Below are 12495 nucleotides of genomic sequence, written 5' to 3'. Positions count from 1 at the left end.
GAGTCGGGGCAACCGCCCGGCCGCCTGTGGTCGGGCGGCGTCACCCGGCCGGATGCCTGTCCTCGAACGTGACTTCGACAGTGGCGTCGCCCTCTATGGACCGGGTGATGGCGCGTTCGAAGTCTGAGACGAGGTCCGGATACGCCCGGTCGGCAGGCCGACTGACCGTGACGGTGACTTCCCGGTCCAGCCGGTAGACTGAGACGCCGCCGAAGCGGGTCTGGACCGACTGGAGTCGGAGTCGCTCGTAGGCTTCCTCGGACAGCACTTCGGTGACCGCATCGTTCACGGACGTTTCGACCTGCATCTGCTGGGCGGTGACTGTTCCAGCACCGGCAAAGGCGACCAGCAGCGCCAGAACGGCCACGACGGTCGGTGCGTAGGTCCGGACCGTCTCGGTCGGGGCGCGGTCGGTCGCCCAGTCCACCGGGCGGAATCCGAGTCCCCAGAGGACGAGAAAGCCGGTGAGGTTGATCGACGCGACGTTGACCAGCAGGAGGATTCCGGCACCGAGTGCGACGGCCGGCAGTCCCCAGGCGATACCGACTCCGACGGCCGCAGCGGCGGGGATGAGCGCGGCGGCGATCATCACCCCGACGAGCGAGACCGGCAGCGCCGTCGCCAGCCCGAACGCCCCGGCGGCTCCCGCACAGAGGCCGACCGCGAGCGAGAGGAAGCCCGGCGAGATGCGCTGGGCGATCTGCTGGACCATCGTGACACGGAGCTGTCCGGGGACGAACCCGCTGTGGCGGATGAACAGGCCGAACAGGCCCGCGCTTCCGATGGCGACGGCGAGCCCGAGCAACTGATCGCGGACGCCTTCGACGATGAGCCGGCGGTCACTGAGCGTCGTCCCGACGCTGGCGATGAGCGCGGAACTGACCTGCGGCGCGATGACCATCGACCCGACGACGATAGCCGGCGAGTCGAGTAGCAGCCCCGCCGTCGCGACGATTGCACTCAGGACCGTCATCCCGTAGTAGGTCCCCTGTCCGGGGTTCATGCCGACAGCGCGGCCGCGGAGTTCGTCGTGCGAGATGCGGTCCTCGTGGCGACGGGCCGAGTCCGACTGGTCCGGCCTGGCGGTCTCGGCGTTCCCGACGACCGTGTACCGGTCGGCGTCGAGCCCGGTCGCTTCGAGGTCTTCGAGCACCTCGTCGACGGCCTCCGGCGGGAGCGGAAACTGCAACAGCCACGCTTCCTCGTCGTCGCTCGCCTCTTCGGTCCGGACGTAGCTGATGTCCCGGTCGTCCAGAACGTCGCGGACGCTGTCGAGGCTGGCGTCCGGAACGCGGATGTGAATCAGCCGCACTCGACATCACTCCGCGGCCCGCGACGCCGGCGGGTGGCATCGCGCATCTGTCTGTCCCTCGCCGGAGACGACGATAGTTATCAAGGAGGTAAAGCCGGTCATCGTGACGGGAACATGCAGGCAATCGGGCACAGATCGCTTCGGCGTCGGCCGCCGGCCGCTTATCTGCGACGCCTAGCGACCCGCTCCTCGGCGGTCTCCTCGGTCACGAGTTCGTACAGCAACGCCCGTCCACCGTCGGCTTTCGGCCGGAGAATCCGGCCGAGCCGCTGGGTGAACTCCCGTTCCGAGCCACTGCCCGAGAGCACGACCGCGACGTTTGCGTCGGGCACGTCCACGCCCTCGTCGAGGACGTTCGCCGTCACGACCCGGGAGTACGTCCCGTCGCGGAACCGCTCTAAGATCTCCCGGCGCTCGCTCGCGCCAGTCTCGTGTGTTATCGCCGGGATAAGGAACCGCTCGGAGAGGCGATACACGAGGTCAGTGTGGGCGGTGAAGACGATGATTCGGTCCCCGCGGTGACGGTCAAGAATCGTCGCCAGCCGGTCGACCTTCCGCTGGGCGTTCATCATCACCTCGCGTGCGCGCTGTTTCGCCAGCAACGCCTCGCGGGCCGCCGGGTCGTTGCCCGAGCGCTTCACGAGTTCCTGGTAGTCGCTTCCCGACCGGAGTTGGATATTGGACTGCTTGAGGTAGTCGGTGAACGTCCCCTGGTGCTCCTCGTAGCGGTCCCGTTCGTCCGGCGTGAGCGCGACTTCGATTCGCTTGATGTCGTAGTCCGCGAGGTGCTCGCCGGCCAGGTCGTCGACGCTGACCCGCTGGACGAGCGGGCCGACGAGGTCCGCGATTATCTCGTGAGCGCCGTCCGGGCGTTCGAACGTCGCCGTCAGCCCGACCCGTGCCGGCGCAGCGAGCAGCCGAGCGATGTCCCGATACCCCTCCCCGCCGAGGTGGTGGACCTCGTCGAAGACCGCGAGCCCGAACCGGTCGCCGAGTTCGTCCGCCCGCAGGTACGCCGAGTCGTACGTCGACACCGTGATGTCCTCGACGCGCTGTTCGCCGCCACCCATGCGGCCGACCGGCTGGTCGAACTCCCGCTGTAGCTCGCGCTGCCACTGCTCCAGCAGGTCGATGGTCGGGACCACGACCAGCGCCGGCGTCCCCAGCGCGACCATCGCCGCGATGCCGATGACGGTCTTGCCGCTCCCCGTCGGGAGTTCCAGACACCCCCTGTCGCCGGCGTCGCGCCAGGCGTCCAGCGCCGCCTGCTGGTACTCTCGGAGGTCGTACGCCGTCGAGAGCGACAGCGACGGGAGGGAGCAGACGCGGTCCTCGTACGCCAGCCCACGCTCTTCAAGCGCGTCCACGAGTTCGGCGTACCGGAAGGCCGGCGCTCTCGCCGACTGCGTTCGCTCGTCGTACTCGACGCCGGGCAGATCCGACGGCGGGTCCCCGGTCACGCGGATGGTCCCCGACTCGTACGTCAACTCCAGCACATTCCGGGGTTCGCCGGTCCGGCCGATAACGCTTTCGCGGCCACCGCTGCTGGCGGCATAGCACGACCGACCACTGCGGTTTCCGTCTGTTCGAACCGCCGTGCAACTACGAGCGACGCCCGCTCAGCGGGTCTGGATGGTCGCTCAAGGATCTCGCTATCGATAGTCCCGATGTTGAGGCCGCCGAGTGGGGTTGCGTCCCGTCATTGTCACCCTGTTTCAGGTTCCCAATCTCGCTGCCAAAGCGAAGCCCTTAATTAAAACACCCCCCTCTGCCCGAGTACGGGACCGTGGGGTAGCGGTATCCTCGGCGGATGGGGTCCGTCGGACCTGAGTTCGAATCTCGGCGGTCCCACTTCAAAATTTTGCGCAGGAAATACGACCGGTCAGCTACGGCTTCAAATTTGGATGACGAGTGGCTGTCACAGTCCTCGACGAAGGGATCGAGCAGACACCGAAGACGGAAGCAGACGGGGACTGACAGCCAAATTGTGATTTGTGCAGCACTGCCAGAGCGAGACCGATTTCCTCTACACTTTTGTGACGGCGCTAGCAAGCGGGGGTATGGGAAAGGCAAACGACGTAGACTACGCTGACCTGCACGACCCGAACGCAGAGTACACGATGCGGGAGCTCTCCGCGGAGACGATGGGGATCACCGCGAAGCGGGGTGGCGGCCGCGACGTGGAGATCACAGACGTTCAGACGACGATGGTCGACGGGAACTTCCCGTGGACACTCGTCCGGATCTACACCGACGCAGGCATCGTCGGCACGGGCGAGGCCTACTGGGGCGCTGGTGTCCCGGAACTCATCGAGCGGATGAAGCCGTTCGTCGTCGGCGAGAACCCGCTCGATATCGACCGTCTCTACGAGCACCTCATCCAGAAGATGAGCGGCGAGGGCAGCGTCGAGGGCGTGACCGTCACGGCCATCGCCGGCATCGAGGTCGCGCTGCACGACCTCGCGGGCAAGATCCTCGAAGTCCCGGCCTACCAGCTCCTCGGTGGCAAGTACCGCGACGAGATGCGCGTGTACTGTGACTGTCACACCGAGGAGGAGGCCGACGCCGACGCCTGTGCCGAGGAGGCCCGCCGCGTCGTCGACGAACTGGGCTACGACGCCCTGAAGTTCGACCTCGACGTGCCAAGCGGCCTCGAAAAGGACCGCGCGAACCGCCACCTCCGTCCCGGCGAGATCCGCCACAAGGCCGAGATCGTCGAGAAGGTCACCGAGGAGGTCAAAGACGAGGCCGACGTGGCCTTCGACTGTCACTGGACGTACTCGGGGAGCTCCGGCAAGCGCCTCGCCGAAGCTATCGATGAGTACGATGTCTGGTGGCTCGAAGACCCCGTCCCGCCGGAGAACCTCGAAGTGCAGGAAGAGGTCACCAAGTCCACGAACACGCCGATCACGGTCGGCGAGAACCGCTACCGCGTCACCGAGGAGCGACGGCTCATCGAGAACCAGGCCGTCGACATGGTCGCGCCGGACATGCCGAAAGTCGGCGGCATGCGCGAGACCCGAAAGGTCGCTGACGTGGCGAACCAGTACTACATCCCGGTCGCGATGCACAACGTCTCCTCGCCGATTGCGACGATGGCGAGCGCCCACGTCGGGGCCGCCGTCCCGAACTCCCTGGCCGTCGAGTACCACTCCTACGAACTCGGCTGGTGGGAAGATCTGGTCGAGGAAAGCGTCATCGAGGACGGCTACATCGAGATTCCGGAAGAGCCGGGCCTCGGCCTGACGCTCGACCTCGACACTGTCGAGGACCACGTCGTCGAGGGCGACACCGTCTTCGACGAAGCGTAAGGTTCGGACCCCGTAGTTGGTGTTGACTGAGGCGGCACCGGGTGACGTGGTGGTCACCCGGTATCACGGCGATACGGTTACGCCGTTTCGAATTCGACGCCGGTGATCTCGAAGCGAGCACCACCGTCGTCGCTTTTTGTACCCGTTATCGACCAGCCGTGGGTGTCGGCGATTTCATCGACGATTCGGAGCCCGGGTTCGGGCTCCGAAGCCAGCGAGTGGCTGCCCTCGAACACGCTGTCGCGCTCCTCAGCCGGAACCCCGACGCCGTCGTCCGCGACGTAGAAGCCGTCGTCCAGTTCGCCGACGGTTATCGTCAGGCCGGCGGCTGCTCCCTGGGACTGCGAAAGTGAGGTCGTCGAACGCTGTTCACCAGCGTCGTTCTGTCGCTCGGTGTGCGAGGTTGAGCCGCGGTCCACGCTGTCGTCGGCTCCCGTCCGACTGCTCGTGGAGCGATGCTCCACGGTGTTCCAAATGAGGGTCTCGAACAGTTGCCGGAGCCGTCTCGGGTCTGCCCGGACTACGGCCGATGTCTGTAACTCCAGCGTCGCGTCACCGGACGCGACGGTTTGCCAGCACTGCTCGACGACCGTCTGGAGCGGGACCGGCTCGCTGTCGAGCGGCGACTCGCGTCGCTTCCGTTCGGTGATATCGCGGGAAGCGCCAACGATTCTGGCGACCGTGCCGTCCTCGACAACCGGTTGTGCCTCGGCCCGCACCCAGCGCTCTTCGTCGTCCGGCCGGGTGATGCGGAATTCGAGTTCGACGGACTCGCCCGCCGAAACTCGCTGCATCGCCTGAATGACCCTGTCTTGATCGTCCGGATGGATCGCCGTCATGAACTCCGCAGGGTTGGCCTGCAGCGATTCGACGGACCGACCGTACAGCGATTCGTACCGCGAATTGACGAACTGTATCTCGGTCCAGTCCCCGGAAAACACCCACAGCAGTTCGTCGGACTGTTCTGTCAGTTCCGTCAGTCGCTGTCTGGCCCGGGCAGCGGTTTCGGCCGACTTGTGTCGCTCGACGAGTAACCGAATCCGGTTGGCGAGGAGGTCGCTGTCGCCCGCATGTGCGCCTTTGCTGAAAATATCGGTGACGCCCCGCGAAACCGCGTCGCTGGCGACAGATTCGGACTCGGTGAGCAGGAGAATCGGGACCGCACTATATCTCTCGCGGACCGCGTCGACGAACGCGAGCCCGGCCATGTCCGGGAGGTGGTCCGCAACGACGATGCCGTCGACGGCGTTCGTGTCGAGGATGTCGAGCGCGTCATCGGCCCGGCCGGTCGTCGTCACCGTGAGCGAGTCCGTCTCCCGAGCATCCGGAAATTCGACGGTCTCGTCGAGCAGCGGGGTGTCGTCTACCTGCAATATGTGCCTCGAATCTGCTGTCCCATACATGTCAATCATTTATTGAATGAGGTAACTGCACCCGCCCTCTTGAAGATACGCCTGGATTGACGGATTACCCCCCGAACCGGGCCGAGATCGCATCCCGGTCGATCTTGTCCGGGCCGCTGGTCGGCATCGACTCGACGAACGCGATTTCGCGGGGATGTTTGTACCGGGCCAGGCGGTCATCGAGGAACGTCCGGAGTTCGTCGAGCGTCACCGGCTGGTCGCTGTTCTCCGCCGTTGTGACACCTGCTGCCGGCTCGATGACGGCCTTCCCGACCTGGCCCCACGTGTCGTCGGGGACCGGAATCACGACGACATCACCGACGGCGGGGTGCTCGGCGATGGCGTCCTCGACCTCCGCGGGATAGACGTTCTCGCCGCCGCTGACGAACATGTGTTTCGTGCGGCCCTCGATGTAGTAGTAGCCGGCGTCGTCGATGCGGGCAAGGTCACCGGTCGACACCCAGCCGTCGCCGAACGTCTCGGCGGTGGCCTCGGGGTTGTCGAGGTAGCCCGTTGCGGCGTGGGGCGAGCGCAACTGGAGTTCCCCCACCGTTCCGGGGTCCACCGTCTCCCGTGGACCGGTTGGACCGTCACCGTCGGTTGAATCCTCGGGTTCGACGACCCTGGCGTCGACGTGTAGGACCGGCTTGCCGACGGAATCGGCCTTCTCGCGGGGCCAATCCTCTGGCATTGCGAAGTTGTTGGGGCCACATTCGGTGAGGCCGTATCCCTGCGAAAGGTCGACGCCGCGGTCCCACCACGCCTCCATCACACTCTTGCGGCAGGGGCCGCCGCCGGACTTGGCGAAGCGCAGCGTCGAGAGGTCCGTCTCCGCCCAGCGGTCGTGTTGGGTCATCATCCGAAGCACCGCGGGGACGGCGACGAGGACGGTCCCGCCCTCGGTGTCGATGGTTTCCAGCACATCGCCGGGGTCGAACTCGCGGGCGATGACGACCGTCCCGCCCATGTGCCACAGCGGGACGGTGAGGACGTTCCAGCCGCCGGTGTGGAACATCGGGAACACCATCGGCGTCACGTCGTCCTCGCGCAGCCCCCAGGCCGTAATCGTGTTCAGGGAGTTCCAGACGATACCGCGGTGAGTGATTTCCGTCTCTTTGGGCGTCCCCGTCGACCCGCCGGTGTGCAGGAGGAGGTGCGTATCGCCGGGGGCCGGGGTCGCCGTCTCGACGGGCGCGTCGTCCTCGGGGAGGGCCGAAGCGTAGGGCGTGCTGTCAAGCGTGGAAGCCGAGGACGCACCGTCGGTGGTTTCGAGATGGATGAGTCGGGGCGCAGCCTCCTCGGCCGTCTCCAGGGCGGTCGAGACGGCGTCGGTGAAGGTGGCCTCGACGACGAGGATATCGGGGTCCACGCGGTCGAGCAGTTCGGCGAGTTCAGGGGGCGCGAGCCGATGGGACAGCGGGGCCAGTCGGCTCCCGGTCTTGCCGGTGGCGAAGAACAGGTCGACGACGGCGGGGCGGTTCCGCGAGACGACGGCAACACTCGATTCATCGCCGACGCCGTACTGCCGGAGCAAGCGAGCGGTCCGGTTCGCTCGCCGGTCCAGTTCGGCGTAGGTGAACCGCTCGCCGGTCGTCGCGTCCACCAGGCCCTCGCGGTCCGGCGTGAGCGCGGCCCGGCGCTCGCTCCAGGCACCGACCCACTCCTGTGGCGTCCCCCTAGACATCGCCGATGAACTCCCGTATCTGTGTGTTGACGCGTTCGTATTCCTCGATGAACAGCAGGTGCGGGCCGCCGTGGACGGTGACGAAGTCGGCGTTCGGGAGGCCGCGGGCCAGTAGTTTCCCGTTCTCGTAGGGGACCACCTCGTCGGCGGTGCCGTGGATGACGAGGGTCGGGGTCGTGATTTCTCCAAGCCGTTCCGACACATCGTGGGCCTGAACGGCCGCGCCTTGCCATTCGAGTGCCTGGTCGGTGGCGTCGCTGTCGATGCGCCAGTCGATGATGCGTTCGATGAGGTCCTCGTGGGCCTCCATGAACGATTCCGAGAGCGCCGGCTGCATCTTGTACCGCCGAAGTTCGCGCTCGTCGAGGTCCTCGGGCACATTGAACATCCGCTGTTGCGTTTCCTCGGGGACCGGCTTGGCCTCCGGGCCGCCCGGCGAGGTACACATGAGCGTCAGCGACCGAGCCCGGTCGTACTCCAGGGCGTACTGCTGGGCGATCATCCCGCCCATACTGGCCCCGATAACGTGGGCCTGTTCGACGCCGGCGTCGTCAAGCACGGCTTCGAGGTCACTCGCCATCTGTGCCATCGTGTACGGTCCCTCGGGTTCGTCCGAGTCGCCGGTGCCGCGGTTGTCCCACACGATGGTCTGGTACTCGTCGACGAGGGTCTCCTGTTGCCACAGCCACATCCAGCGGCCGTAGCCGATGCCTTCGACGAAGACGACGGTCTCGGCGTCGGACGGCCCCTCGCGCTCGTAGGCGATGTCGACGCCGTCGTTGGTCGCGTATTGCATACTGACTCGTTCTGGTTGGATATCCTTCAAGTGATCCGGTTCCGCAGTCATTGCTCTACTGGCTTCGTGTTCGGGTTGTCACACTGCGTGTCGTCTGGCTGGCGATACCCTTCCGTGGGCCGACCAGGAGGGGAGCGGCCGCCCCACGCCCAGGTCGTCGTTCTGTCTGGCGGTTCGACGGTCGTCGTCACTGTGTTCGTCATTCCGAATCACCCCAGAGCTTCGCCGGCAACGCCTCTGCGAACGTCCCGCCGATGCGCGCTCGCAGCGTTCCGAGTAGGCCGTCGGGGACGTAGAGGACGAACAGCACGAACACGAGGCCGACGTAGAGGCTCGCGTGACCGTTCAACAGCAGGTCGATGAGCCCGCCGATGGTCGTCTCGCCGACCAGTGTCGCGTCCAGCGTCTCCTGGCCCAGCAGCGCGCGGAGATAGGGCAACAGGCCGCCGCCCTGCCCGGCTTTCGAGAGGAATTCTCGAACTGTTTCGTCGAACAGGTGCCCGTACAGCGAGCCGGCGAGCGTCCCGAAGCCGCCGATGATACTCGCAAGCAGAGCGTCACCGGTCACCAGGAAATAAAAGGAGTTCTCGGGGCTGGCCGAGCGCTTGAAGCCGGCGAACAGGCCGCCGGCGACGGCCGCGAAGAAGCCGCTGATGGCGAAGGCCCCGAGCTTGTAGAGGTAGGTGTTGTAGCCGATGGCGACGGCGCGCTCCTCGTTTTCCCGGATAGCGATCATCACCCGGCCAAAGGGGGAGTGGATGACCCGCTGCATGGCGAAGTAACAGGCGAGGACGACGAGGCCGATCATGTAGTACGACACTTCGGTCCCGGACAGCGTCGATCCGAGCAGGGCCACCTCGTCGCCGGTGAGCACGCCGATTGACAACGAGAGCTGGTCGATGCCGGGGATCCCGATCTGGAACCCCTCGGCGTGGCTCGGCCCGACCGCGGGGCCGTCCCGGGGGTTGGTCGCCACGTAGTCCCAGCCGCGGACGAACACGTAGAACACCTGCGCGAACCCGAGCGTGATCATCGCGAAGTACACCCCAGAAAGGCGGAACGACACCAGCCCGACCAGCACCGCCAGAACGACGGCGAGTAGGCCCCCGACCAGCAGCGACAGCATGAACGGCGTGCCGGGGCCAAGCAGCGGCAGCTTCCCGTTGGCGATGAGGATGACCGTGTACGCGCCGGTGCCGTAGAACACCGCGTGGCCGAAGGAGAGGTAGCCGGTGTAGCCGCTGATGAAGTCAAAGGAGATGGCAAAGAGGCCGAAATAGAGGACGCCGACCATCGTCTCCACGGTCGGCAGGAGCATCTGCGTCTCGGCGCCCACCGGCGAGTTCAACAGCGTGTGATACACCGGCGGGTACAGCGCCAGCAGAGCGATGACGAGGATGTGGGCGGTGTGGTCCCGCAGGTACTCGCGGGGCCACCCCGTCTCGACGGCCGTCGCCGGTGGCTCGGACGCCGCCTCGGCGTCGGCCTCGGGTTCGGCGCTAATGGCCCCCCACCTCCTCGACGCCGAACAGTCCCTGCGGGCGGACGATGAGCGTCACCACGAGCACGAGGAACAGCACCAGTTCCGGCAGGCCGGTGAACTCGATGACGTTCTGGAACCACCAAGTCGTCACCGCGTCGGCCATCCCCACCACGAGGGCGGCGACGACGGTACCCCGGAACGTCCCGAGGCCGCCGACGATGACGACGATGAACGCCGGCAGCAGCGTCTCGGCCGCCAGCGGAACGCTCGCGCCCCACGTCGGGTCCCACATCAGCAGCGTGCCGGCCGCACCAGCCAGGCCGATACCCAGCGCGAACACCACGGTGAACACCTGCCGAACGTCGATGCCCAGCGCCGACGCCATCTCGGTGTCCTCGCTCCCGGCCCGGATATACAGGCCATAGCGGGTCTTCGTGAGGAACGCCCAGATGCCGACCACCGTGATCGTTCCCAGCAGTATCTGGAACAGCGACATCCACCCGGCGCTGACGGGGCCGAGCGCGACCGGTTCCCGGAGGAACTGGGGCTTGGTCGCCAGCGCGGCCTGCCAGTCCGACAGCGGCTGGAGGTCGTAGATACCCAGCACGATACGGACGATCTCCTCGATGACGAGCGTCAGGCCGAACGTTAGCAGAATCTGGTATATCGGCGGCCGGTCGTACAGCGGCCGGATGATGGTCGTCTCGATGGCCCCACCAAGCGCCGTCAACAGCGCGAACACGACAACGATGGCGACGAAGAAAAGTCCGAGACGGGTCAGCGGGGCCGTTCCGCTGGTGACCGTGACGACCATCAGGAGGCCGCCGAGATAGGCCCCGACCATCGTCAGCGACCCGTGGGCGAAGTTCAACACGCCCATCAGGCCGAAAATCAGTGTCAGGCCGCTTGCGATCATCACGTATAGCGCCGACTTGGCAAGGCCGTTGACGATGACGCCGCCGAGTTCGCCGAGCGTCAGAAACTCCGCGAGCGCTTCGAGTATCATGCCGACAGGTACCTCCTGAACCGTTCGTCGTCGGCTGTCACCGCCGCCGTGTCGCCGTCGTCGACGACGCGGCCCTTGTCGAGGATGTAGAACCGGTCGGCCAGATCGAGCGCCAGCGGGAGGTTTTGCTCGACCAGCAGCATCGTCACGTCCGCGCTGGCTTTCGACAGCGCCTCGGCTACGTCGGCGACGATCTGGGGTGCCAAGCCCTCGCTCGGTTCGTCGACCAGCAGCAGGTCGTTGTCGCCGACCAGCCCGCGGGCGATGGCGAGCATCTGCTGTTGGCCGCCCGACAGCGTGCCGGCGTCCTGGCCACGTCGCTCTTCGAGGATGGGGAACGAGTCGAAGGCCAACCGGAGGCCGTCACCCACGTCGTCGGGGTCCGGAATCGCCGCCCGGAGGTTTTCTTCGACGGTGAGCTGGCCGAATATCCGACGGTCCTCGGGAATCCAGCCCAGTCCCCGAGCGGCGACTTCGTGGGTCTCCAGCCCGACCAGCGACTCGTCCCGGAACGTGATGGACCCCTCGCGGGGCGGCGTTAGTTGCAGAATCGTCCGGAGCGTCGTCGTCTTGCCGACGCCGTTGCGGCCGGCCAGCGCGACCACTTCCCCCTCCTCAACCGAGAGGTCGACGCCTTCGAGGATGTGGCTGTCGCCGTAGTACGTGTGGACGCCGGAGAGGTCGAGCAGGCTCACGCCGTCCCCTCCTCCGAGTCCGGGTCGGACCCAACCGTACTATCGTCCAGGCTGCCCGGTTCGTAGCCGCCGAGATACGCCGACTGCACGTCGGGATTGGCCCGTACCTCCGCCGGCGGCCCGTCGGCGATGACCGCGCCCTGGTGCAGGACGACGACGCGGTCGGAGACACCCATCACGATGTCCATGTTGTGCTCGACCAGCAGGACCGGATAATCCTCGGCGACCGCTTCGATGAGGTCCCGGATTTCGTCGACACTCTCCGAGGAGACGCCGGCGTTTGGCTCGTCGAGCAGGAGGACCGCGGGGTCGCCGGCCAGCGCGATGGCGACTTCGAGCTTGCGCTTTGCGCCGTGACTCAGCGTGCTTGCGAGGTCGCCAGCCCGATGGGTGAGCCCGACCCGGTCCAGAATCTCGTGTGCGCGCTCGGTGAACTCGTCGTAGTGATCGACGTTGCGCCAGAACGTCGTCGCGTCGTCGCTGTGGGCCTGCTCGGCGACCCGGACGTTCTCCAACACGGTACTGTTGGGGAAGACGTTCGTCACCTGGTAGGAGCGGTGGATGCCCTTGCTGGCCGTCTCGTGGGGCGAGGCGTCGGTGATGTCCTCCCACGACCCGTCGCGGCGGAGTTCGACCGTCCCCTCGGTGGGGGTGAGGCTCCCGGTCAACAGATTGAAGAACGTCGTCTTGCCCGCCCCGTTCGGGCCGATGAGCGAGCACAGTTCCGCCTCCAGCTCGAAGTCGACGCTGTCGACGGCGACGAGCCCGCCGAACCGCTTTGTCAGTCCCTGTGTTCTGAGCATGC

General features: G+C 66.3%; 11 protein-coding genes and 1 tRNA gene. 2 read left to right on the top strand and 10 right to left on the bottom strand.

The features are described from left to right. Positions 1-40 precede the first annotated feature (40 nt). Together NDI54_RS08110 and NDI54_RS08105 are read right to left on the bottom strand one after the other, a co-directional pair. On the bottom strand, positions 41-1312 hold the full coding sequence (locus tag NDI54_RS08110; RefSeq protein WP_310895953.1) for a TIGR00341 family protein: 1272 nt from the start codon (positions 1310-1312) through the stop codon (positions 41-43). A 161-nt stretch (positions 1313-1473) separates the two neighbouring features. Beyond that, positions 1474-2808, bottom strand: a complete 1335-nt coding sequence (locus tag NDI54_RS08105; RefSeq protein ID WP_310895952.1) for a DEAD/DEAH box helicase — start codon at positions 2806-2808, stop codon at positions 1474-1476. A gap of 284 nt (positions 2809-3092) precedes the next feature. On the opposite strand from NDI54_RS08105, the gene NDI54_RS08100 reads away from it, so the two are divergent. After that, positions 3093-3163 (top strand) — tRNA-Pro (locus NDI54_RS08100). A 209-nt stretch (positions 3164-3372) separates the two neighbouring features. Next, the gene (locus NDI54_RS08095; protein WP_310895951.1) at positions 3373-4623 is read left to right on the top strand and encodes a mandelate racemase/muconate lactonizing enzyme family protein; all 1251 of its coding nucleotides are present in this window, start codon (positions 3373-3375) and stop codon (positions 4621-4623) included. Between the two features lie 77 nt (positions 4624-4700). On the opposite strand, the gene NDI54_RS08090 is transcribed toward NDI54_RS08095, so the two are convergent. From NDI54_RS08090 to NDI54_RS08055, 8 genes are all read right to left on the bottom strand, one after another. Further along, positions 4701-6035, bottom strand: a complete 1335-nt coding sequence (locus tag NDI54_RS08090) for a PAS domain-containing protein (protein ID WP_310895950.1) — start codon at positions 6033-6035, stop codon at positions 4701-4703. Positions 6036-6090: 55 nt separating this feature from the next. Further along, positions 6091-7710 (bottom strand): AMP-binding protein, encoded by a 1620-nt coding sequence (locus tag NDI54_RS08085; protein ID WP_310895949.1) that lies wholly within the window; start codon positions 7708-7710, stop codon positions 6091-6093. Further along, on the bottom strand, positions 7703-8557 hold the full coding sequence (locus tag NDI54_RS08080; protein WP_310895948.1) for an alpha/beta fold hydrolase: 855 nt from the start codon (positions 8555-8557) through the stop codon (positions 7703-7705). The genes NDI54_RS08085 and NDI54_RS08080 overlap by 8 nt, the downstream gene beginning before the upstream one ends. Further along, positions 8554-8709, bottom strand: coding sequence for a hypothetical protein (locus tag NDI54_RS08075; protein WP_310895947.1), 156 nt, complete (start codon positions 8707-8709; stop codon positions 8554-8556). The genes NDI54_RS08080 and NDI54_RS08075 overlap by 4 nt, the downstream gene beginning before the upstream one ends. Continuing rightward, positions 8706-9869, bottom strand: coding sequence for a branched-chain amino acid ABC transporter permease (locus NDI54_RS08070; protein ID WP_310895946.1), 1164 nt, complete (start codon positions 9867-9869; stop codon positions 8706-8708). The genes NDI54_RS08075 and NDI54_RS08070 overlap by 4 nt, the downstream gene beginning before the upstream one ends. A 136-nt stretch (positions 9870-10005) precedes the next feature. Next, entirely contained in the window at positions 10006-10995 is a 990-nt protein-coding gene (locus NDI54_RS08065; protein WP_310895945.1) for a branched-chain amino acid ABC transporter permease, read from the bottom strand. After that, entirely contained in the window at positions 10992-11690 is a 699-nt protein-coding gene (locus NDI54_RS08060) for an ABC transporter ATP-binding protein (protein WP_310895944.1), read from the bottom strand. The genes NDI54_RS08065 and NDI54_RS08060 overlap by 4 nt, the downstream gene beginning before the upstream one ends. Beyond that, the gene (locus tag NDI54_RS08055) at positions 11687-12493 is read right to left on the bottom strand and encodes an ABC transporter ATP-binding protein (protein ID WP_310895943.1); all 807 of its coding nucleotides are present in this window, start codon (positions 12491-12493) and stop codon (positions 11687-11689) included. The genes NDI54_RS08060 and NDI54_RS08055 overlap by 4 nt, the downstream gene beginning before the upstream one ends. Positions 12494-12495: the final 2 nt, after the last annotated feature.

The sequence above is a fragment of the Haloarcula terrestris genome, assembly GCF_031624315.1.
Lineage (GTDB): Archaea > Halobacteriota > Halobacteria > Halobacteriales > Haloarculaceae > Haloarcula > Haloarcula terrestris.
Note: the sequence above shows the minus strand (reverse complement) of the source record. Positions and strands in the feature narration are given on the sequence as shown.

Bases quoted from the DNA above. Each gene is read 5' to 3' on its own strand.
- NDI54_RS08095 (WP_310895951.1), top strand. From the start codon at position 3,373: ATGGGAAAGGCAAACGACGTAGACTACGCTGACCTGCACGACCCGAAC.
- NDI54_RS08090 (WP_310895950.1), bottom strand. From the start codon at position 6,035: ATGATTGACATGTATGGGACAGCAGATTCGAGGCACATATTGCAGGTA.
- NDI54_RS08085 (WP_310895949.1), bottom strand. From the start codon at position 7,710: ATGTCTAGGGGGACGCCACAGGAGTGGGTCGGTGCCTGGAGCGAGCGC.
- NDI54_RS08080 (WP_310895948.1), bottom strand. From the start codon at position 8,557: ATGACTGCGGAACCGGATCACTTGAAGGATATCCAACCAGAACGAGTC.
- NDI54_RS08075 (WP_310895947.1), bottom strand. From the start codon at position 8,709: ATGACGAACACAGTGACGACGACCGTCGAACCGCCAGACAGAACGACG.
- NDI54_RS08065 (WP_310895945.1), bottom strand. From the start codon at position 10,995: ATGATACTCGAAGCGCTCGCGGAGTTTCTGACGCTCGGCGAACTCGGC.
- NDI54_RS08055 (WP_310895943.1), bottom strand. From the start codon at position 12,493: ATGCTCAGAACACAGGGACTGACAAAGCGGTTCGGCGGGCTCGTCGCC.